The organism is Lactiplantibacillus pingfangensis (assembly GCF_005404945.1).
In the GTDB taxonomy this organism is placed as follows: Bacteria; Bacillota; Bacilli; order Lactobacillales; family Lactobacillaceae; genus Lactiplantibacillus; species Lactiplantibacillus pingfangensis.
Genome location: NZ_BJDG01000008.1, coordinates 16435 through 37653 on the forward strand (window position 1 = coordinate 16435; position 21219 = coordinate 37653).

General features: G+C 44.6%; 20 protein-coding genes. 16 read left to right on the forward strand and 4 right to left on the reverse strand.

The window, feature by feature from the left end; all coding sequences use genetic code 11:
* Positions 1–95: 95 nt before the first annotated feature.
* The gene (locus tag FFM74_RS05050) at positions 96–911 is read right to left on the reverse strand and encodes a pyruvate, water dikinase regulatory protein (protein WP_137625548.1); all 816 of its coding nucleotides are present in this window, start codon (positions 909–911) and stop codon (positions 96–98) included.
* A 231-nt stretch (positions 912–1142) separates the two neighbouring features.
* Here FFM74_RS05050 and rpsU point away from each other — a divergent pair, with 231 nt between their 5' ends.
* The 11 genes from rpsU to rpoD all read left to right on the forward strand — a co-directional run bounded on the left by rpsU (position 1143) and on the right by rpoD (position 12250).
* Entirely contained in the window at positions 1143–1331 is a 189-nt protein-coding gene (gene rpsU, locus FFM74_RS05055; protein WP_003638914.1) for a 30S ribosomal protein S21, read from the forward strand.
* A gap of 43 nt (positions 1332–1374) precedes the next feature.
* The gene (locus FFM74_RS05060) at positions 1375–1818 is read left to right on the forward strand and encodes a GatB/YqeY domain-containing protein (protein ID WP_137625549.1); all 444 of its coding nucleotides are present in this window, start codon (positions 1375–1377) and stop codon (positions 1816–1818) included.
* 300 nt (positions 1819–2118) lie between these two features.
* Positions 2119–3096, forward strand: coding sequence for a PhoH family protein (locus FFM74_RS05065; RefSeq protein ID WP_137625550.1), 978 nt, complete (start codon positions 2119–2121; stop codon positions 3094–3096).
* Positions 3097–3108: 12 nt separating this feature from the next.
* Complete coding sequence (gene ybeY, locus FFM74_RS05070; protein WP_137625551.1) at positions 3109–3588, forward strand: rRNA maturation RNase YbeY; 480 nt, start codon at positions 3109–3111, stop codon at positions 3586–3588.
* Positions 3572–3985: a diacylglycerol kinase family protein gene (locus FFM74_RS05075; RefSeq protein WP_137625552.1), complete on the forward strand. Its 414-nt coding sequence runs from the start codon at positions 3572–3574 to the stop codon at positions 3983–3985. Before ybeY ends, FFM74_RS05075 begins: the two co-directional genes overlap by 17 nt.
* A 15-nt stretch (positions 3986–4000) precedes the next feature.
* Positions 4001–4909: a GTPase Era gene (gene era / locus FFM74_RS05080; RefSeq protein ID WP_137625553.1), complete on the forward strand. Its 909-nt coding sequence runs from the start codon at positions 4001–4003 to the stop codon at positions 4907–4909.
* A 29-nt stretch (positions 4910–4938) separates the two neighbouring features.
* Complete coding sequence (gene recO, locus FFM74_RS05085) at positions 4939–5715, forward strand: DNA repair protein RecO (protein ID WP_137625634.1); 777 nt, start codon at positions 4939–4941, stop codon at positions 5713–5715.
* A 284-nt stretch (positions 5716–5999) separates the two neighbouring features.
* The gene (glyQ, locus tag FFM74_RS05090; RefSeq protein ID WP_137625554.1) at positions 6000–6899 is read left to right on the forward strand and encodes a glycine--tRNA ligase subunit alpha; all 900 of its coding nucleotides are present in this window, start codon (positions 6000–6002) and stop codon (positions 6897–6899) included.
* Positions 6899–8980, forward strand: coding sequence for a glycine--tRNA ligase subunit beta (gene glyS, locus FFM74_RS05095; RefSeq protein WP_137625555.1), 2082 nt, complete (start codon positions 6899–6901; stop codon positions 8978–8980). The genes glyQ and glyS overlap by 1 nt, the downstream gene beginning before the upstream one ends.
* A gap of 262 nt (positions 8981–9242) precedes the next feature.
* Positions 9243–11120: a DNA primase gene (gene dnaG, locus FFM74_RS05100; protein WP_137625556.1), complete on the forward strand. Its 1878-nt coding sequence runs from the start codon at positions 9243–9245 to the stop codon at positions 11118–11120.
* 14 nt (positions 11121–11134) lie between these two features.
* A complete protein-coding gene (gene rpoD / locus FFM74_RS05105) occupies positions 11135–12250 on the forward strand; it encodes an RNA polymerase sigma factor RpoD (protein WP_137625557.1) in 1116 nt (371 codons plus the stop codon).
* 114 nt (positions 12251–12364) lie between these two features.
* Here the strand turns inward: rpoD and FFM74_RS05110 are convergent, their stop codons facing one another.
* Positions 12365–12976, reverse strand: a complete 612-nt coding sequence (locus tag FFM74_RS05110) for a CPBP family glutamic-type intramembrane protease (protein ID WP_137625558.1) — start codon at positions 12974–12976, stop codon at positions 12365–12367.
* Between the two features lie 163 nt (positions 12977–13139).
* On the opposite strand from FFM74_RS05110, the gene FFM74_RS05115 reads away from it, so the two are divergent.
* Complete coding sequence (locus FFM74_RS05115; protein WP_137625559.1) at positions 13140–14033, forward strand: helix-turn-helix domain-containing protein; 894 nt, start codon at positions 13140–13142, stop codon at positions 14031–14033.
* A 100-nt stretch (positions 14034–14133) separates the two neighbouring features.
* Here the strand turns inward: FFM74_RS05115 and FFM74_RS05120 are convergent, their stop codons facing one another.
* Positions 14134–14994 (reverse strand): helix-turn-helix domain-containing protein, encoded by an 861-nt coding sequence (locus FFM74_RS05120; protein WP_137625560.1) that lies wholly within the window; start codon positions 14992–14994, stop codon positions 14134–14136.
* Positions 14995–15250: 256 nt separating this feature from the next.
* Between FFM74_RS05120 and FFM74_RS05125 the strand changes: the two genes are divergently transcribed.
* From FFM74_RS05125 to clpB, 4 genes are all read left to right on the forward strand, one after another.
* A complete protein-coding gene (locus FFM74_RS05125; protein WP_137625561.1) occupies positions 15251–15958 on the forward strand; it encodes a tRNA (adenine(22)-N(1))-methyltransferase in 708 nt (235 codons plus the stop codon).
* Positions 15945–16970 carry a Nif3-like dinuclear metal center hexameric protein gene (locus tag FFM74_RS05130; protein ID WP_137625562.1) on the forward strand — a complete coding sequence of 342 codons (1026 nt, stop codon included), beginning with the start codon at positions 15945–15947 and terminating at the stop codon, positions 16968–16970. The genes FFM74_RS05125 and FFM74_RS05130 overlap by 14 nt, the downstream gene beginning before the upstream one ends.
* A 20-nt stretch (positions 16971–16990) precedes the next feature.
* The gene (gene pepT, locus FFM74_RS05135) at positions 16991–18232 is read left to right on the forward strand and encodes a peptidase T (protein ID WP_137625563.1); all 1242 of its coding nucleotides are present in this window, start codon (positions 16991–16993) and stop codon (positions 18230–18232) included.
* A gap of 113 nt (positions 18233–18345) precedes the next feature.
* The gene (clpB, locus tag FFM74_RS05140) at positions 18346–20958 is read left to right on the forward strand and encodes an ATP-dependent chaperone ClpB (RefSeq protein WP_137625564.1); all 2613 of its coding nucleotides are present in this window, start codon (positions 18346–18348) and stop codon (positions 20956–20958) included.
* 57 nt (positions 20959–21015) lie between these two features.
* Here the strand turns inward: clpB and FFM74_RS05145 are convergent, their stop codons facing one another.
* Entirely contained in the window at positions 21016–21216 is a 201-nt protein-coding gene (locus FFM74_RS05145) for a YjzD family protein (RefSeq protein WP_137625565.1), read from the reverse strand.
* Positions 21217–21219 lie beyond the last annotated feature (3 nt).

The window sequence follows — 21219 nt, forward strand, 5'->3', positions numbered from 1 at the left end:
TTTTAGCGGTCGGTCTTTGAATAAAGCTTGATTCAGATCGAGCCGACAAAAAAAAGTGGTGACTAGTGATTAGTCGCCACGCTTTTAGATTACAATTAGTTGTTTGCTTCGTTATACCCGAGACTTTCAGTGATCAGTGTTGCGGTTTCTTCGATTGATTTATTCGCAACATTAATGACTAGACAGCCAATCTTCTTAAAGACCTTGTCTGCTGAAGCAAGTTCTTCTTTGATTTTGTCGGTATTCGAGTACATCGTGTCTGGATTGAGTCCGTATTGAACCATCCGTTGACGACGAATGTTGTTGAGCTTTTCAGGATCATTGGTTAAGCCAAAAATCTTTTTAGGATCAACTTGCCAAATTTCATCCGGAATTTGCGCTTTTGGAACTAGTGGCAAGTTGGCAACCTTGAGATTGCGATTAGCAAGATATAAGGATAATGGCGTCTTCGAGGTCCGTGAAACACCGAGTAACACGACATCTGCTTCCAAAAAGCCGGTTGGATTTTTGCCATCATCATAAGTCACCGCAAATTCAATCGCGTTGATGCGATCGAAGTAGTTGTCATTTAAGGCATGCACGGTACCTGGATGATTGGCAGGCTGCGTATGGGTGATGCCTGAAAAAGTGTCCAGAGCTGGTGTAATGACATCAAAGTAAGGCAAATTATGGGTCTGACAAAATTCTGTGGCCATCTGGCTGAGCTTGCGGTCAACGAAGGTGTGGAAAATGGCCGCTTGTTCTTTATCGGCTTGTACGAGGACAGTTCTGAGTAAGGATTCTGTCCGGACAAAAGGGAAACGTTGATAATTAATTTGAAAATCAGAAAACTGGGCGGCAGCCGCCTGTGCAACTGAATGTGCCGTTTCACCCACGGAATCTGATAAAATAAAGATCTTAATTTCTGGCATCGTTAAAACCCCGTTTCATTCTTAATAATGTCTCTAGTGTAGCATAGGCATGGGGTTATGAAAACGATTTACTGTCTGCAATTATCGATTAGTATCAGATTATTTTTATTATTCTTTAAACTTTTATTGACGGGGTTTTACGATTTATGTATAATTTACTAGAACAGTTGTATTATGTAAGGCTACATAATTTGACGGTTACTTTTTAAGCTCGGAGGGAGGGAATTTATTATGGCAAAAACAGTCGTTCGTAAAAACGAATCTCTTGATGATGCTCTTCGTCGCTTTAAACGTACCGTTTCAAAAAGTGGTACTTTACAAGAATACCGCAAACGGGAATTTTACGAAAAACCAAGTGTGAAGAAGAAGTTAAAATCTGAAGCAGCACGGAAACGTAAGAACCGTCGTCGTTTCAAGTAATTAGTATTTCGATACTAACACTTGGAATTGAGGAGGGTACCCAATGAGTTTAACAGATACGCTCAATGGTGATCTTAAAGCTGCGATGAAAGCACGCGATAAGCAAAGCCTCAGTGTTTTGCGGATGCTTAAGTCAGCATTAATGAATGAAAAGATTAATGCTGGGCACGATTTAACTGCCGATGAAGAAGTGAGCGTCCTTTCACGCGAACTAAAACAACGGCGCGAATCATTAAGTGAATTCGAAAAGGCTGATCGTCAAGATTTAGTTGACGGCGTCAAAGCCGAAATTGCCATTGTTGAAAAATACATGCCTAAGCAATTGTCTGACGATGAAGTCAAACAGATTGTGGCAGAAACGATTCAAACTGTCGGTGCAACCGGCAAAGGTGATTTTGGTAAAGTGATGGGAGCTGTCATGCCGAAGCTGAAAGGCCAAGCAGATGGTAAACTTATCAACCAAACAGTTAAATCATTATTGAATTAACGGTTAAGTCAAGGAGCAATCCTTGGCTTTTTTTGTGCATCCAAGTTGCTAGTTATCGCCGTCAGTTGACGATTAAATGGGTCAGTCACGACCAGTCATCAGTTACCGGATGAGCGGCAAAAACAAAATGGTTGACCAAGTGAGCGATGGCCCCGACTTCAAGGAGGCCAAACTGGTAGGGGCAAGGCTTTTATGCTATGATTAGTTAACAAAATGTCGCTAATTTTCTTGCCAAGGTGGTAAGAGTAGCGTTAGCCATGAGAATCGTGATGGCGATTAAATCTGTCGATAAAGGAGTCCATGTTTTTGACCGAAAACTCAAAATATGAACAAAAATTTCTTATTGCTGATCCCGGTCAATCGGTTGCTTTACTTGGACCAGAAGATCAGCATCTCGCAATGTTGGAAGATGGGCTGCATGTGACGCTCCATGTCTTTGGGGATCAAATGACCATCGCAAGCGATGATGAAGAAGCTGTTCATAAAACTTATGCTGTTTTAGAGAATTTGACAAGCTTAATCAAGCAAGGCATTCAGATTGGTGCCCCCGATGTCATCAGTGCAATTAAGATGGGCAATCGTGGTACCTTAGACTATTTCAAAGATTTGTATGCGGAAACGCTAATTAAAGATAATCGTGGGCGTCCAGTTCGGGTCAAAAACTTTGGTCAACGCCAATATGTCCAAGCCGTCGATAAAAGTGATATCACTTTTGGGATTGGGCCGGCCGGAACCGGGAAAACTTATTTGGCCGTCGTGATGGCTGTGGCCGCGTTGAAGCGTGGCGATGTGGAAAAGATTATTTTAACTCGGCCAGCCGTTGAAGCTGGTGAAAGCTTGGGCTTTTTACCGGGTGATTTGAAAGAAAAAGTCGATCCTTATTTGCGTCCAATCTACGATGCGTTGTATGAGATTTATGGCGCTGAACACACGCAGCGACTCATGGATCGCGGCATCATTGAAATTGCGCCGTTGGCCTATATGCGTGGCCGAACCTTGGATCGAGCCTTCGTCATCTTAGATGAAGCGCAAAACACGACGAATGCCCAAATGAAAATGTTCTTAACGCGACTCGGATTTGGGTCCAAGATGATCGTTAATGGTGATATTTCACAAATTGATTTACCACGTCAGACGACCAGTGGGTTAATTTTGGCGGAACGGATTTTGACTGGGGTTAGCAACATTGCGTTTGTGACCTTTACGGCGGATGATGTCGTTCGTAATCCAGTTGTCGCTAAGATTATTACGGCGTACGAAAAAGTAGAACAACGTTAGACGGAGGAAGTCATGGATTTAGAATTATTTGATCAAACCGTTGCGGGAGCACGAGCGTCCGATTTACAGCTCGTCCGTGACCTGATTGCCTTAGCGGGTAAAACGTTAGCACTTCGGGAGGATACTGAAGTTTCGGTAACGTTAATGACTAATGATGCGATTCAAAAAATTAATGAAAAATATCGTGGTGTTGATCGACCAACGGATGTGATTAGTTTTGCGATGCATGATGATGATGCGGATGATTTAATTGTGATGGCACCTGAAATGGCTGCGGAGTTACCTTTAAATCTGGGCGATATTATGATCTCAGTTGATAAAGTTGACGAACAAGCAGCTTTCTTAAAACATTCACGTGAGCGAGAATTGGGCTACTTAGTGGTCCACGGTTTCTTACATTTAAACGGCTATGACCATATGCAACCAGCAGACGAAACCGAGATGTTCGCACTACAACGAAAGATTCTTGACGCGTATGGCTTGGAAAAATAAGCCGGAACAACCGCAAGTGGGTAAAAATCATTCGTTTTGGCAGTCATGGTTGCATGCCTGGACGGGGTTAAAAACGGTTGTCCGTGAAGAACGTAATATGCAAACCCATTTGCTGTTAGGAGCCGTGGCTTTACTGGCTGGTTGGTTCTTTGGCCTAACTATCAACGGTTGGCTGTGGCTTTGTTTGGCCATTTTTCTAGTAATGCTGTGTGAAATCAACAATACGATTGCTGAAAATATTTGTGATTTAATTACCGGGCCACATTATCAACCACTCGCAAAAAAGGTTAAGGATATAGCAGCCGGAGCCGTTGTTTTTGCGGCGGCGTTCGCAGTACTGGTTGGTTTGATTTTGTTTGTGCCCAAGATTTGGCAACTTATTTCAACTTGGTGGTAAGAAAGGGATTAATTAATGATGGATAAGCAAGCGTTTCATTCAGGTTTCGTGGCAATTATTGGGCGACCTAATGTGGGTAAATCCACACTTTTAAATCGGATCGTGGGCCAAAAGGTCGCGATTATGTCTGATAAGGCACAAACGACACGGAATCGAATTCAAGGGATTTATACGACTGATGAGTCGCAGATGGTCTTTATTGATACTCCCGGGATTCACAAGCCTCATAGTCGCTTAGGCGACTTCATGGTCAAGTCGGCTTTATCAACACTTGGCGAAGTTGATGCCATTATCTTTATGATCAATGCTGATGAACGGCGTGGTGCTGGTGATAACTTCATTATTGATCGTCTGAAGGATGTCAAAAAGCCCATTTATTTAGTGATTAATAAAATTGATCAAATTCATCCTGACCACTTATTAGAAATCATGGATCAGTATCAGGACGCCTTAAAATGGGAAGATATTTATCCAATTTCGGCACTGGAAGGTAACAATGTGCCTGAATTATTGGCGACTTTGCAGTCCAAGTTACCAGTTGGACCACAATACTATCCTTCTGACCAAGTGACGGATCATCCCGAACGGTTCATTATTTCTGAGTTGATTCGCGAAAAGGTCTTAGAATTGACGCGTCAAGAAGTGCCCCATTCAACGGCGGTGGTGATTGATTCTATTAAACGTCAAGATGAAGAAAAGGTTCATATCCAGGCAACCATTATTATCGAACGATCCTCACAAAAAGGGATCATCATCGGTAAGGGTGGCAGTATGCTCAAAAAAATCGGGTCACTTGCTCGACGGGATATTGAAACGCTTTTAGGTGATAAGGTCTATTTGGAACTTTGGGTCAAAGTCCAAGAAAATTGGAAAGATCGGGAAAACTTGCTCGCAAGCTACGGCTATCGGCAAGATGATTATTAGAAACATTAGGTGAGTCAATGGCCCAACAAATGATTACGAACTTTAACGGCATTTTACTCTATCGGCGAGATTATCGTGAGCGTGATATGCTGATTAAGTTTTTGACGGCAGAGTATGGGAAGAAAATGTTTTTCATTCGCGGCGCACGCCGACGCGGCTTTAAAATGGCCGCGGAGCTGTTACCGTTTACCATGGGCGAATATGTCGGCGATTTGAAGGATCAAGGACTGTCATACATTAATAGTGTTAAAACGGTTCAATATTTTGAGCAGATTAGTCAAGATATCAGTCTGAATGCTTATGCGACTTACGTGATGAACTTGATTGATGTGGCTTACCCAGACAATCAACCTGTTGGTCGTTGGTATCAACAGATTACTAGTGCCTTGCAGCTGATTGATCAAAATGTTGCGCCAGCACTCGTCGCCAATGTGGTTGAAATTCAGCTCCTTGGCGCGTTCGGCGTCGCCCCCGAGTTACGCTGGTGTACGGTGTGTGGGCGTCAGGATTTGCCATTGGACTATTCTGAAAGCTATGGTGGACTCTTGTGTCAGCAGCATTGGCACTTAGATCCGCACCGCTTACACGCGAGTCAAGCAACGATTTTTTACTTGCGTCGATTTTCGGTGCTTGATTTGTCGAAGGTTAACTCTATTAAAGTCAAACCGGCCACTGCGACGCAATTACGGCGTGTTTTAGATGAAATTTACGATAATTCAGTCGGTTTACATTTAAAATCGAAGAAGTTCATTGACCAGATGGGGAGCTGGTATCAACCACTTAAACCCCGGTCAAACGATAATTGACAAACGTCAATGAGTCGACTATGATGATGAAGAACTGAATAGTTAAGTGTTGATGAGAGAAAGTTATCCCTTGTCTTTTCTAGTGAGACCATGTTGGTGGAAAATGGTTAAAAGATGATGATAATTGGCGCCCTCGGAGCTTTTAGAAATTAATCAAGCTGCTGAGGTCACTCAGAAGTAGGGTGGAACCGCGATTTAATCGTCCCTATGTCGTTTTTAGTGAACGACAGGGGACTTTTTTTGTGGCATCAAACTACTCAGTCACAAATTTTGGGAGGAAGAAAATGAGCAAAAAATTATCAGTGCAAGAAATTATTTTAACCTTGCAAGAATTTTGGTCAGACCAAGGCTGTATGTTAATGCAGGCTTATGATACGGAAAAAGGGGCTGGGACAATGAGCCCATACACTTTCTTACGTGCCATCGGTCCAGAACCATGGAATGCGGCCTATGTGGAGCCCTCACGGCGACCAGCAGACGGGCGCTATGGTGAAAACCCTAACCGGTTGTATCAACATCATCAGTTCCAAGTTGTGATGAAGCCATCACCAGAAAATATTCAGGAATTATATTTACAAAGTTTACAAAAATTAGGGATTAACCCCTTGGAACATGATATTCGTTTCGTTGAAGATAACTGGGAGAATCCATCAATGGGTTGTGCCGGTGTTGGTTGGGAAGTTTGGCTAGATGGCATGGAAATCAGTCAATTCACTTATTTCCAACAAGTCGGTGGCCTTGAAGTGGACCCCGTGACTTCTGAAATCACTTATGGTTTGGAACGGTTGTCTTCCTATATTCAAGACGTGAACTCTGTTTTCGATTTGGAATGGGGCGATGGCGTGAAGTACGGCGACATCTTCTTGGAACCAGAATTTGAAAATTCAAAATACGCCTTCGAAGAAAGTAATGAAGACTTATTATTAATGTTGTTTGACGAGTACGAAAAGGAAGCCAAGGCGCAAATTAAGAACGGCTTGGTTCATCCAGCCTATGATTACTGTTTGAAGTGCAGCCATACTTTTAATTTGATGGATGCGCGCGGCATGGTTTCGGTTACGGAACGTGCAGGCTATCTGGATCGTATTCGAAACATGGCAAAATCAATTGCGAAAGAATTTGTGGCGCAACGTGAGAAACGTGGCTTCCCACTGCTAAAACATGCGAAGGAGGAAACGAAGTAATGGCTAAAACTTATTTATTAGAAATTGGTTTGGAAGAAATGCCCGCTCACGTGGTGACGCCTAGTGTGATTCAACTAAAAGAACGTTTTGCGAAATTCTTAAAAGAAGCACGTTTGGATTTTGATGAAATCAAGACATTTTCAACGCCACGGCGGTTAACCCTCCAAGTTGAAGGCTTAGCGGATAAGCAAGCAGATGTTAAGAAGGAAGTCCGTGGACCCGCTAAGAAAATCGCGCAAGATGCTGATGGTAACTGGACCAAAGCCGCTATTGGATTTTCAAAAGGACAGGGCGCATCAACTGACGACATCGTCTTTAAAGAAATCAAGGGGACACCTTACGTCTTTGTCCAAACTTTCACGGCCGGTAAATCAGCCAAGGATGTGTTAGCGGGCGTCAAAGATGTGATCACTAAGATGAACTTTCCAACCATGATGAAGTGGTCAGCTTATAGTTTCAAGTATATTCGGCCGATTCGTTGGTTAGTTTCCTTACTTGATGATGAAATTGTGCCGATTGAAATCTTAGATGTTCAAGCCGGCCGGACGAGTCGCGGTCATCGTTTCTTAGGTCATGATGTTGAAATTAAAACAGCGAGCGATTATGAAGCTGACTTAGATCAAGTTTTCGTCATGGCCGACGCCGCGAAACGGAAAGCCAAGATTCGTGAACAGATTGCGCAACTCGCGACGGAACATGATTGGAAAATTCAAGTTAACGAAGACTTATTAGAAGAAGTCACGAACTTAGTTGAATTTCCAACGGCGTTCGCTGGTGATTTTGACACGAAATACTTGCAGATTCCTGATGAAGTGTTGATTACGTCAATGCGTGATCATCAACGGTTCTTTTACGTCACCGATTCGGAAGGCAATTTATTGCCACACTTTGTTTCCGTTCGAAATGGTAATGCAGATCATATCCAAAACGTGGCCCTTGGTAATCAAAAAGTGTTAACTGCGCGTTTGGAAGATGCCGCGTTCTTCTTCCATGAAGATCAGGAACATTCAATTCAGGAATACGTTGAACGACTTAAAAAAGTCAGTTTCCACGATAAAATTGGGACGATGTATGAAAAAATGCAACGGGTCATGTATATCAGTGGTTTCTTGGCCAATCAATTTGGTTTGACTGAGACCGAAAAGAACCAGTTGCACCGGGCCGCCCAAATTTATAAATTTGATTTGGTGACTGGAATGGTTGGCGAGTTCCCAGAATTACAAGGGGTCATGGGTGACAAGTATGCGGTCTTAAAGGGTGAAAATCCGGCCGTGGGTCAAGCCATCCGCGAACACTACATGCCAATTAGTGCCGATGGGGCATTACCACAGTCTAAAGTGGGTGCCGTCTTGGCAGTTGCTGACAAGATCGACTCAATTGCCAGCTTCTTCGCGGTTGGATTAGTACCAAATGGGTCAAATGATCCATTTGCCCTCCGTCGTCAGGCCTTTGGGATTGTCCGGATTGTCCGTGACCAAGGTTGGGACTTCCCAATTCGTCAGTTTGAAACTGAAATTCAAACCGAGTTACAGGCACACGATGCGACCTATAATCTTGATTTCGAACAACAGACGCAACCCGTTGCCGATTTCTTAACCGATCGTGTCAAGCAATGGTTCAGTAATCAGAAGATTCGCTATGATATCGTGGATACAGTTGTCAAAGGTCAGCGCCAAGATATTCGTCAGATGTTCAAGGCGGCGGATGTCCTCAACGCACATCAGAATGATCCACAATTCAAGGACACGATTGAAGCCTTAACCCGGTTATTACGGATTACTGCGAAATCAGATATTGCGCTGAGCGACTTGACGGTTGATCCGGCACTCTTTGAAAATGATGCGGAGCAGGCCCTTTACGAGGCCGTCGAAAAGTTACAAAAGACGGTCACACCAACCATGTCGATGGATGAACGCTTCAAGGCTTTAGCGGGATTACGGCCGTTGATTGCCGCGTATTTTGAAGCAACCATGGTGATGAGTAAGAATGAAAAGGTTCGTGACAATCACTTGAAGCAATTACTAATTATTGCGAACATGGTGACGGTCATGGGTGACTTGAATCAATTAATCGTTAAATAGCCTTTAGCGGTGTATAATTTAGGGATCTACCGGCGAGTGGTTTGGCCGGTGAGATTCCTTTTTTTGTCTCCAGATTTCAAGTGAGACAAACTTGACAGATCTGTCTAATAAGCGAGACTTATTATTGCAGTGCTGTCAAACTTGTGGTAGACTATATTTTGTAGAAATTCGCACATTAATAGTCGCATCTCGTTGTCGTGATGCGACTTTTCAATGTTTTTAGATTAGTGTCAGTCGTTATGGTGAGAAATGGGGTGGCGATTTGGCCAATTTAATTCCAGAAGAAAAAGTTGATCAGGTTCGCACCGCGGTCAATATCGCAGACTTTGTTGGCCAGTATGTCCAACTGAAAAAGGCTGGCAAAAATTTATTTGGGCTGTGTCCGTTTCATGAGGAACGGACGCCGTCTTTTTCGGTCAATGAACAAAAGCAAATTTTTCATTGTTTTAGTTGTGGTCGAGGCGGTAATGTTTTTTCATTTATTATGGACTTGGAAAATTTATCATTTCCAGAAGCCGTCGCCAAAGTGGCTGATTTTGGGCACATTGACTTGCCAGCCAGTTACACCGCACAAAGTCAGCCGGCAACGCCAAAAAATCAAGAACAAGCTGATTTACTGAAATTATATGCCGATAGCACGAAGCTCTACCAGCACGTGTTGATGAACACCGAAGCCGGTGAACCGGCGCTGAGCTACTTGCATGAACGGGGCTTGGACGATGACATCATCAAAACCTTTGATATTGGCTATGCACCGCCTGAGCGCCTGCTACTGGATTTCTTTCAGGAACATCAGATTGATTATCAGTTATTACGGCAATCAGGTCTGTTTATTGAAAATCAAGCGGGTGAATTGCGTGACCGGTTCGTCGGTCGGGTCTTATTCCCCATTAAAGATGCTAGTGGTCGGGTGATTGCGTTCTCGGGACGAATTCTTAAAAAATCTCCTGATGAACCGAAGTATTTGAATAGCCCAGAAACCAAGCTCTTTAATAAACGGTCGGTCTTATTTAATTTTGATCTGGCGCGCGGTGCCATTCGTCAAAATAAATCAGTTGTGTTATTCGAAGGGTTTATGGACGTCATCGCCGCCTACCGGGCTGGGATTCAAAATGGTGTGGCCTCAATGGGGACAAGCTTGACCAACGAGCAAATTTACATGTTGGAACGGGTGACGGATCAGCTTTATATTTGCTATGATAGTGATATGCCGGGACAGAAGGCCACGGATCGCGCCTTAAAGCTCTTAGGTGGCAATAGTCGGCTGAAGCTCGGTGTGATTCAAATGCCAGACGGAATGGACCCAGACGAGTACTTACGTTCTGCTGGGACTGAAAAGTTTGCGGCCGTTTTTAGTGCGGGACAACAAACGCCGACTGCGTTTGAAATGCAATACTTGCGGCATGATTTAAATTTGCAAAATACCCAAGACCAGTTGACTTATATTGCAGCGGTTTTGCAACAGCTGAGTCAACTTGATTCCAGTGTTGAGCAAGACTTATATTTAAACCAATTGGGTCAAGAGTTCGGGTTAGATAAAGCCGACTTGCGACAACAATTACGGCGAGTGGTGGGCCAGCAAACGGTTCATCAGCAACAGCCGCACGGTGGGCCACCAACGCCACCACCACCAGTTGACATGACGCCACCGCCCCCGACGATCACGGGGATGGCACCAGATAATGGGCCGATTAGCCGCGTTGAACGGGCAGAACGCTTGCTATTGTTCCGATTACTGCATGATCATGATGTTTGGCTACGTGTCATGGCAATTGCGGGCTTCCATTTTGTGCATGACAATTATCAGCAGATTCTAGTTTATGCGGAAGCTTACTTTAAGACACATCCTCAGTTTGAGCTGGCCAATTTTACCGACTTTATGGGCGATCAAGCCTTGCAGCCGGTAGTGACGAGCCTCGAGTTTATGGATGTCGCGAGTGAGACGTCGAAAGAAGAAGTAGCGGATCTAGTCAATGTGATCATGAATCAACAACCGGTCGCGGAAAAAATTAATGGTAAAAAAGCCGAGTTAACAACGGCGAAACAGTTGGGCAACAATGATTTAGTCCAACAACTGACTTTGGAATTAATTGAGTTGTACCGGCAAGCACAGCGGGTACAACAAGCTGACAACTTATAGGAGGCTGCAATTTTATGGCAAAAGCAAAATCAACAAGCACAACGACTGAATATAACAAGGCCGTACGTGCCTTAATTAAAGATTACAAGAAAACGGGTACGATCAAGTATGATGAATTATCCGACAAACTTGCCGCACCGTTCAAATTAGATGCCAAGAAGATTGATAAATTATTACAAAAAGTTGAAGATGCTGGGATCAGCGTTGTTGATGAAAAGGGCGAACCAGATGCTCGGGCCGTTAAGAGCGTGAAGAAGGTCAGCAAGAAAGAATTAAGCACGGCCGGTTCCTCAACTGGGATTAAAATCAATGATCCCGTACGGATGTATTTGAAGGAAATTGGTCGGGTTGATTTGTTAACTGCTGATGAAGAAGTTGCGCTAGCCTTGCGGATCGAACAAGGTGATGAAAGTGCCAAACAAGAATTAGCTGAAGCCAACTTGCGGTTGGTCGTTTCAATTGCCAAACGTTATGTTGGGCGTGGCATGCAATTTTTGGATTTGATTCAAGAAGGTAACATGGGCTTGATGAAGGCCGTTGAAAAGTTCGATTATCGCAAGGGATTCAAGTTCTCAACGTATGCCACTTGGTGGATTCGCCAAGCGATTACGCGGGCAATTGCGGACCAAGCACGGACCATCCGGATTCCAGTTCATATGGTGGAAACCATTAATAAATTGATTCGGATTCAGCGTCAATTGTTGCAAGATCTTGGTCGCGAACCAACCCCTGAAGAAATTGGGGCCGAAATGGATATGCCAACGGAAAAGGTTCGTGAAATCTTGAAGATTGCCCAAGAACCCGTTTCATTGGAAACACCAATTGGTGAAGAGGATGACTCGCATTTGGGTGACTTCATTGAAGATCAGGATGCCACTTCCCCTGCGGATGCGGCCGCTTATGAACTTTTGAAAGAACAATTGGAAGGCGTCCTTGATACCTTAACGGATCGGGAAGAAAATGTCTTGCGGTTACGTTTCGGTTTAGATGACGGTCGGACTCGGACTTTGGAAGAAGTTGGAAAAGTCTTCGGTGTGACGCGTGAACGGATTCGTCAAATTGAAGCGAAAGCGTTGCGGAAGTTGCGCCACCCATCACGTAGCAAACAATTAAAAGATTTCTTGGAATAAAGAATGAGCGGAAAACGGTCGTATCAGTCACCTCAATGAGGGTGCTGATACGACCGTTTTTTTTGTTTGTCGGCGGCGTATATGGGCTGGTTATTAAGGAAGCGTAGAATGAGGTTACAAGCTCAAAGCAACGAGGTCAACTAAGAGGTGACAACTCCAAGACCCCCAGAGACTTTTTCCAGTCGCTAAATAAATACCGTTAAAAATTAGGCGAGCCATGCCTTGAAGAACAATCACGTGGACGAAGGTTGAAACAAGGTCACCATCCCAGTAAACAACTGCGTGCATCAGGCCAAAAATGAGGGCACTGATTAGCGTGCTAAATAGCAGTGAACGCCCCTGATTGCGAGCGACTTCGAGAATACCAATCCCTAATAATTCTTCACCCATTAACATCAAGGGTAACTTGAAAATCAGGATGGTCAAGTGACCACTTTCCGGATTTGCTGACCAGTTAAATCCCAGTTGTTTGGCTAATAGTCCGACCGCCAGGCTTAAGAGCAAATAGCCGATTGCGCCTAGTGGAATGGTCCAAAGACGATGTGGTCGTCGGAATGCTGACCAAGTCGTTCGTTGAAACACCACGAGCCAAGCCAGACCGCCGCCAATCAGTAGCGCCCACCAGGCCCAACTAAATGCGGTTAATAACCAGAAACCGCCAATTAAACCGAGACTGCCTAGCACTAATCTTTGAAAATTGATTGGAATGATTTCAAGACTGTTCATATTAAATTTCCTCCTTCGATGGTTGGCGCTGCATGTGCAAGCGTAACAATTGTTTGTGACGAAAAAGTAAGCTATATTTGATGGAAATACTATAACTTCTACAATATGATTTTTATAAGAAAGTAGCCTATTTGCGACTACTTAATTTTAAGGAGTGAGACGCATGTCAAGTTTTGGTGAAACCATGCGACAGATTCGCCTCAAAAAAGGCTTAACGCAAAAAAGACTCTATCAAGAAATTCTATCGAAGTCTTATGCCATTCGTTTTGAGCAAGGCAATCATGAAATTTCTTTTTTCTTGCTTCAACAAATCTTGGCACGATTTCCGATGGATCTGGCAGAGTTTTTGTATATTCATCGTGGTTATCGGCCCGATGAGACTGAATGGTTTTATGCGGGGTTCTTACACTGGGGTAATCGAACAGATTTGCAGGCATTACGTCAGTTTAAACAGGAGTATTTGGTGCGTTACCCACATAGCGAGCAACAAGCGATTCGGGTATTACAACTTGAGTTACGCTTGTCTCAGTTGGCTTATTATCAAGCCAGTGGCAAGGTGCTTGGCGATACTGTGCCGGAGACAATCAAACGTCCCGTGACCGAATTGTTAGCGGCAATCCAATCATGGACGATTGAAGATATTCGCTTTGCGAGCAACACAATGGATCTGATTACTTCGGAAGATTTAACGTTGTATTTTCGAACGATCATGGCTAGCCTACAACGTTATCGTGAGTTCACCCCCGGCAAAAGTATTATTTGTGTCTTCCTCATTAACGCCATTCATCAAGTTATTTTCGCAGATGAACTGGCTTTGGCAACCCAACTGTTGGCGAGCCTTGCCGAATTTTCACAAGATGAAACACAGATGTTTTACCGCAATTATGCCGAATTCTATGCAGGCATTGTTCAATTGTTACAAGGAAATTTAGCCGCACAGGCTCGCTCCGATCAGGCAATCACATGTTTTCGTCAACTGAATTATCAGCATCACGCGCAACTGGCAACTGCAACCTTAAACTCGGCTCGACAGCTTTATGAAAGCCGCAGATCATAAAACCCCCAAGGTTGGCATTTCTGTCCAATCTTGGGGGCTACTTCGACTTTAGTGATATAACCATTTATGGTTTTTAGCTCGTGATGGCTAGCGGGCAGCGTTAGGACGCAGAGAAATAACTAATCACATCTAAACTTGTGTAACTCACTGGAAAGGCTTGTTGCTGACGGATTTGTTCCTGACGTTTGGTAATGCCGCCGTTGGCTAGTGATTCTGGACTTTCTGCGAGATTGAAATTGAAGACACGGAAGGTATCTGGCACACCCCAAGGCAACGCAATCAGCTGCGGATTACCTAGAAACTTAGGAAATTGACCATAGATGGCAGCCAAAAAGTACATCGCGAGTGGCTCGATTAGTCGGTGCAGCCGCTCATATTGTGTTCGAGCGACTAAATTACCGACTTGTAAATAGCGTTCAAGTTCGGCGTCGGTCGGTTCGCTGCTGAGTTGCATGCCACCGGCTTCAAACCAAGCTTGTTGTTCGGGATATTGTTCTAGTAGTTGCAGTAAGGCGCGTTTTGACGGTGACAAGGTTTCAACGGGTAAGAGTTGATCTAATCTGGTCGCAATCCCATCACCCTCAAGCACCTCATCAAAGGCATCGTTCAAAGTAAAGGTGAATAGACTACCATTCTGATGATAGCGACCAGTTAAAGGTAGATCAAACTGCAGTTGTTGATCATGATCAATAAAGCTAACAGTGCCATTAAATTGCTGGGCGTTTTCATCCATCGCTGTGAGCGTCACATCAAGATCCAAGTCTGGAGAAATCAGGAATAAGTCGTTGAGTTCGATATCGAGTGCCCGGATGATTTTGTTTAACTGTGTAAAGGTAATACTCTTGGCCCGACCATCAATAATTTTAGTCAATGCCTTTTGATTGATGCCCGTCATGGCGGCTAATTCTTGATTAGTAATGGTCCGATCTAATAGGATCGTTTTCAGTTGGGATTGAATCATCGTTTAACACTCCTTAGTTGGGTTGGTTTTAGTAGGTCTCAATACGATTTAATACGCAGCAATGGGTCGCTGTCTCCTTTACAAGGGTCAGTTACGCAAGCCGATTCTAGATCAGTTTAATTTGATGAAAATATTGGGGCGACGTCATTGGCGTGTTAAAAATTTTGGCGATTGTCACTAACAGGCTTCACAAACAATGGTAAAATAAAATCAGGAAAGCGATTTAAATAATAACGTTAAAAAAGGGGTTATGTCGGTGGATGCCAAACAATTATCAGTACGATTAACAACGGTTGGCGCTTTTGTGCCACAAGGGGCGCGATTGGCCGATATTGGTTCAGATCATGCCTACTTGCCGGCTAACTTAGCGTTAAATCGGCGAATTAGTTACGGTGTCGCAGGCGAAGTCGTTAAAGGACCATTTGAGAATGCCCAGCACGAGATCGAAAAATTGCGGTTAGGTGACCACTTGGTGGCGCGGTTGGCGGATGGTTTAGCAGCGATTCAACCGGCGGACCAGATTGATACGATTACAATTGCCGGCATGGGTGGGCCGTTAATTCGACACATTTTAACCCAAGGCCCGGCTGCCTTAATTGGCGTAAAACGATTGGTGTTACAGCCGAATGTTGGTGAGGCAACGGTGCGTGACTGGTTAGCACACAATCAGTTCAAAATTACCGCGGAACGGATTTTAGCTGAAGACGGCCACACTTACGAAGTCATTGTAGCGGATCGGACCACTGAGTCGGTTCACTATACGCCCGCAGAACAGTTATTTGGGCCGTTTTTGGTCGCTGAAAAGTCACCAGTCTTTGTCGCAAAATGGCAGCGAGAATTACAACGGTCCCAGTCGGCTGTTGCGCAGATGCAGCAAGCCAAAGTTGCCCCAACGGCACATCTAGCTGCCGCGGAGACGAAAATTAAATTAATCGAGGGAGTCTTATCAGATGTTGGCAAATGAGTTAATCCAACGTTTTGAACAATTTGCACCATTAAAGTTGAAATGGGATCGTGATCCAACTGGGTTACAAATTGGTGATCGGAACCAAGAAATCCATAAAGTTTTAGTGACCTTGGATGTGCGGCCAGAAGTCGTTGATGAGGCCATCAAGCTTGGTGCGGATATGATCTTTGCGCACCATCCCGTGATGTTTCGACCAGCAGCTAACTTAGACTATCAAGACCCACAAAAAGCAATGTATGCGGCCATTGCGGCGCATCGCATCGTCGTCTATGCGGCACATACCAATTTAGATAGTGCTGACGGTGGGATGAATGAATGGCTGGCAACGGCGTTAAAACTACAAAATGTGACCGGTCTAGTGCCTGGTTATCATGCCGATGCCGTCAAATTAACGGCAATCGTGCCAACCGATCGAGTCGAAGCAGTCCAAGACTATTTGACCAAGACTGCTGGGGCTAAATTAGATCGTTATGCGTTTAATTCAGGCGAACAGTTCACGGTCGACATTTTACAAGATGCCGTCGCGACTGCGGTGGCTGGCATTAATCAAATTGTTCCAGCCAATCAGTGGGATTACCAACTCCAACCCTTAGTAAGTGGTGGTCATCAGTACACGATGGGCCGCATTGGGACTCTCGCTGAACCGATGACCGTACGGGCTTTTGCGGAACAATGTAAAACCACGTTCCACATTCAAGGCTTACGGCTAGTCAGTCAGCAGCCGGATGCCTTGATTCAACGTGTCGCTGTGCTTGGTGGCGATGGCGGTAAGTTTTACAAGACGGCGCTCAAGCAGGGTGCCCAAGTCTTTGTGACCGGAGATGTGTATTATCATACGGCGCATGAGATGCTTGCTGCCGGGTTGTCCGTGGTTGATCCTGGACATCATATTGAAAGTATTTGTAAACCACAGCTGACCACGCTATTTAAGCAGTGGCAAGTTGAAAATGACTGGTCACTTGAGGTGGTCGCCTCTCAATTAACGACTGATCCTTTCACATTCATTTAAAATTCAAGGGGGAAATACCGATGGCAACTTATCCAAATTTAATTTCTGATTTTCTAACGTTCGTCAAAGTCAACAGCCGCTCAGATGAAACCTCAACGACGGTCCCTTCATCACCACGAGAAACGGCCTTTTTAGACCAATTGAGTCGTAAACTCACTGATTTAGGGTTAAGCAATGTTCATCAAGACCCGCAGAGTGCGTATGTTTTTGCCACCTTACCTGCAAATACCGCCGCTGATGTGAAAACGTTAGGCTTTATTTCACATATTGACACGGCCGACTTTAACTCGGAAAACATTCAACCACAAATCGTTGAAAACTATGATGGTCAATCGATTATTAAGTTGGGGACGAGTGGTTACGAACTCGATCCGAAAGTGTTCCCACATTTGAAGAATTATGCAGGTCACACGTTAATTACAACCGATGGGAACACGTTGCTTGGCGCTGATGACAAGTCCGGGGTCGCGGAATTATTCAGCGTTGCTGGCTACTTGTTGGCACATCCAGAAATCAAGCACGGCACGGTTCGCTTCGGTTTTGGTCCCGATGAAGAAATCGGCACGGGTGCAGATCATTTTAATGTGGCCGATTTTGCGGCGGACTTTGCTTATACTGTTGATGGTGGGCCTTTAGGTGAGTTGGAATATGAAACCTTTAATGCGGCGCAGGCTGAAGTTAAGATTAGCGGAGTCAATGTCCATCCCGGTGAAGCATACGGTGTGATGGTCAATGCGTTACAGTTAGCCGTTGATTTTCAAAATGGCTTACCGGCAGCCGAAGTTCCTGAAAAGACTAAGGGACGTGAAGGTTTCTTCTTCCTGTTAGCCTTAGATGGCACTGTCGATAATGCCAAATTAACTTACATTATTCGCGATCACGACCGGAAAAATTTTGAAGCACGCAAAGCGCTGTTTAAAGCCGTCGCTGCTCAGATTAATGACCGCTTAGGCGTGGAACATGTCAAAGTTGAGATGAAAGATCAATACTACAATATGCGCGAAGTCATCGAAAAGGACATGACCGTCGTTGAACTAGCTAAGCAAGCGATGCTCAAGCTAGGAATTGAACCAGTGATCGAACCAATCCGTGGTGGGACTGATGGTTCCAAGATTTCATTCATGGGATTACCAACGCCAAACTTGTTTGCCGGTGGCGAAAACATGCATGGGCGCTTCGAGTATGTTTCAGAAGAAGTCATGTCACAAGCGGTCGATGTGGTGCTCCAAATTATTCAAGATAACGTCCAAGAAACTAAATAGTTGGCAAGGTTGGTCATTCGTTATATAATGCAATGGTCAATAAAGGTCAAACAAAAATTGGCAGCTTTCAACGCTGCCTTTTTGCTAACCTAAATTTGAGGAGGTTATCAATTATGAATCCAGAACAATTAACAGAAAGTTTACAACAAGCCTTAGCTGAGGCCCAAAAAATTGCCCAAACAAGACACCATCAAGAAATTGGCGTACCACATTTATTTAAGTTTTTAACGCAACCCGGTGAATTGGTGCGGCAGATTTTTAGTGAGGCGGGTGCCGATTTAGATCAGCTACAAGCCGAGCTTGATCGTGAATTAGATGAAATCAGTACGGTTAGCGGTGGCAACGTGCAATATGGTCAAAGTTTGAGCAGCAGTTTGGCAACCTTAATGCAGACAGCCGATCAAAAACGGCAGTCACTCGGTGATGATTTCTTAGCCACTGATACCGTCGCTTTAGCGTTGATGGCGCAAACTGGCGATCAATTAACGAAATATTTGACGCAACAGGGCATCACAGCGGGACAAGTCAAAAATGCGGTTGACCGTATGCGTGGCGGTCAACGTGTGACGTCACGCAATCAAGAAGACCAGTATCAAGCGCTGGAAAAATACGGTGTGGATTTGGTGAAAGCTGCCCGCCAAGGCAATCAAGACCCAGTCATTGGTCGTGATGAAGAAATCCTAGATGTGATTCGGATTTTGTCACGCAAGACTAAGAATAATCCGGTCTTGATTGGTGAACCGGGTGTTGGGAAAACGGCGATCGTTGAAGGCTTAGCACAACGGATTGTGCGTGGCGATGTGCCGGAAAATTTAAAAAATAAAACCTTGTTCTCCTTAGATATGGGGTCGCTGATTGCAGGTGCCAAGTATCGCGGTGAATTTGAAGAACGATTGAAAGCCGTTTTGAAGGAAATCAAGAAGAGTGATGGCCAGATCATCATGTTTATTGATGAAATTCATAATATTGTTGGTGCCGGTAAAACTGAAGGTAGCATGGACGCTGGTAATTTATTGAAACCAATGTTGGCGCGTGGCGAACTTCATTTGATTGGCGCAACCACCTTAGATGAATATCGGCAGTACTTGGAAAAGGATAAAGCCCTTGAACGTCGCTTTCAACGGGTCTTGGTGGCGGAACCTTCTGTCGATGATACGATCAGTATTTTACGTGGCTTGAAAGAACGTTTTGAAATTCATCACGGGGTACGGATTCATGATAATGCCTTAGTTGCGGCGGCAAAATTATCGGATCGTTACATTACGGATCACTTTTTGCCAGATAAAGCACTCGACTTGATTGATGAAGCTTCCGCAGAAATTCGCGTGGAAATGAATTCTAATCCAACCGAGCTTGACCAAGTTAATCGGCAATTGATGCGGCTTGAAGTTGAAGCAGCAGCACTGAAAACTGAAACGGATGACGCGTCGATTAAACGCTTGGCTGACTTACAGCACGAATTAGCAAGTGCGAAAGAAAAACAACGGGCGTTGGCTGAACGCTGGGATGCTGAAAAGAAGAGTTTAAAGGCGTTGAGCGACAAGAAGGCCGCCTTAGATAAAGCCAAACACGATTTGGAAACGGCCGAAAGCCACTATGATTTGGAAACGGCGGCGAAGTTGCAACACGGCACGATTCCAAAATTAGCGGCCGAACTGAAACAAATGGAAGCCAATGACCACCATGACGATTGGTTGGTTGAAGAATCCGTGACCGCTGATCAAGTTGCCAACGTCGTCTCACGGATGACGGGTATTCCGGTTAATAAACTGGTAGCTGGCGAACGGGAAAAATTGTTACATTTGGCAGATCATTTGCATGAACGGGTTGTCGGTCAGGATGCGGCAGTGAATGCGGTGTCCGACGCTGTCTTGCGGTCCCGTGCGGGCTTACAAGATCCGAACCGGCCATTAGGATCATTCATGTTCCTTGGCCCAACCGGGGTTGGGAAGACGGAATTAGCGAAGGCATTGGCGGAAGACTTGTTTGATGCGGACGATCACATGGTTCGAATTGACATGAGTGAGTACATGGAGAAAGAATCCGTGTCACGGTTAGTCGGGGCGGCACCTGGTTATGTTGGCTATGAAGAAGGCGGCCAACTGACGGAAGCTGTGCGGCGCAATCCTTATTCCATTGTCTTATTTGATGAAATTGAAAAAGCCCATCCGGACGTCTTTAATATTTTGTTACAAGTGTTAGATGATGGCCGCTTAACGGATGGTCAAGGTCGGACGGTTGATTTTAAGAATACAATCTTAATTATGACTTCGAACTTAGGTTCTGAGTTGTTGTTGGCGGGCGTGGACGATCAGGGTAAGTTGTCGGCTGAAACGCATCAACAAGTCATGCAGTTGGTTCAAACACGTTTTAAGCCAGAATTTCTAAACCGAATCGACGATATTATCATGTTCACACCGTTGTCCTTGGACGCGATTGAACAAATCGTGGTTAAGCTAATTGATCGACTTTCAACGCGACTTCAAGATCGTGAGATTACGCTTAAAATTTCGGATGACGCCAAGAAATGGCTAGCTAAGCAAGGGTACGAACCAGCATATGGGGCCCGACCATTGCGCCGCTTTATTACCAATAATGTCGAAACACCGCTAGCCAAAGAAATTATCGCCGGCCGTGTGGCACCACAGTCAACGGTGACGATCAACTTGTCGAATAATCAGTTGGTATTTGAAACGTCTCAACCGGTTGAAAAGACCAGCGACTAAACAAAGAAGACCACCGCAACGGTTAACGTTGCAGTGGCCTTTTTGTTTTACAATTGCTTATTTGTTTTCTGAACCTTTAATGGGCATAGAATGATTAGTAATCAGTGAAATGCCGTTAACCGTGACTAAAGCGAAAATTGCGGCCACAAGACCGATTTCGCCTGGGTTGTAAGTCATCGATTCCAAAGCACTACCAATATAGCCAATGACTTCACCAAAAAGGACACTCCAGAAAATAACTACAAGTTGTTTCGTCATCTT

Excerpts from the sequence above, each read along its gene's own strand:
- FFM74_RS05130 (WP_137625562.1), top strand. The coding sequence starts at position 15,945 with ATGTTGGCAAATGAGTTAATCCAACGTTTTGAACAATTTGCACCATTA.
- FFM74_RS05050 (WP_137625548.1), bottom strand. The coding sequence starts at position 911 with ATGCCAGAAATTAAGATCTTTATTTTATCAGATTCCGTGGGTGAAACG.
- rpsU (WP_003638914.1), top strand. The coding sequence starts at position 1,143 with ATGGCAAAAACAGTCGTTCGTAAAAACGAATCTCTTGATGATGCTCTT.
- FFM74_RS05075 (WP_137625552.1), top strand. The coding sequence starts at position 3,572 with ATGGCTTGGAAAAATAAGCCGGAACAACCGCAAGTGGGTAAAAATCAT.
- FFM74_RS05115 (WP_137625559.1), top strand. The coding sequence starts at position 13,140 with ATGTCAAGTTTTGGTGAAACCATGCGACAGATTCGCCTCAAAAAAGGC.
- FFM74_RS05065 (WP_137625550.1), top strand. The coding sequence starts at position 2,119 with ATGTTTTTGACCGAAAACTCAAAATATGAACAAAAATTTCTTATTGCT.
- glyS (WP_137625555.1), top strand. The coding sequence starts at position 6,899 with ATGGCTAAAACTTATTTATTAGAAATTGGTTTGGAAGAAATGCCCGCT.
- recO (WP_137625634.1), top strand. The coding sequence starts at position 4,939 with ATGATTACGAACTTTAACGGCATTTTACTCTATCGGCGAGATTATCGT.
- FFM74_RS05145 (WP_137625565.1), bottom strand. The coding sequence starts at position 21,216 with ATGACGAAACAACTTGTAGTTATTTTCTGGAGTGTCCTTTTTGGTGAA.
- pepT (WP_137625563.1), top strand. The coding sequence starts at position 16,991 with ATGGCAACTTATCCAAATTTAATTTCTGATTTTCTAACGTTCGTCAAA.
- glyQ (WP_137625554.1), top strand. The coding sequence starts at position 6,000 with ATGAGCAAAAAATTATCAGTGCAAGAAATTATTTTAACCTTGCAAGAA.
- FFM74_RS05110 (WP_137625558.1), bottom strand. The coding sequence starts at position 12,976 with ATGAACAGTCTTGAAATCATTCCAATCAATTTTCAAAGATTAGTGCTA.
- rpoD (WP_137625557.1), top strand. The coding sequence starts at position 11,135 with ATGGCAAAAGCAAAATCAACAAGCACAACGACTGAATATAACAAGGCC.
- era (WP_137625553.1), top strand. The coding sequence starts at position 4,001 with ATGATGGATAAGCAAGCGTTTCATTCAGGTTTCGTGGCAATTATTGGG.
- clpB (WP_137625564.1), top strand. The coding sequence starts at position 18,346 with ATGAATCCAGAACAATTAACAGAAAGTTTACAACAAGCCTTAGCTGAG.
- FFM74_RS05060 (WP_137625549.1), top strand. The coding sequence starts at position 1,375 with ATGAGTTTAACAGATACGCTCAATGGTGATCTTAAAGCTGCGATGAAA.
- FFM74_RS05120 (WP_137625560.1), bottom strand. The coding sequence starts at position 14,994 with ATGATTCAATCCCAACTGAAAACGATCCTATTAGATCGGACCATTACT.
- ybeY (WP_137625551.1), top strand. The coding sequence starts at position 3,109 with ATGGATTTAGAATTATTTGATCAAACCGTTGCGGGAGCACGAGCGTCC.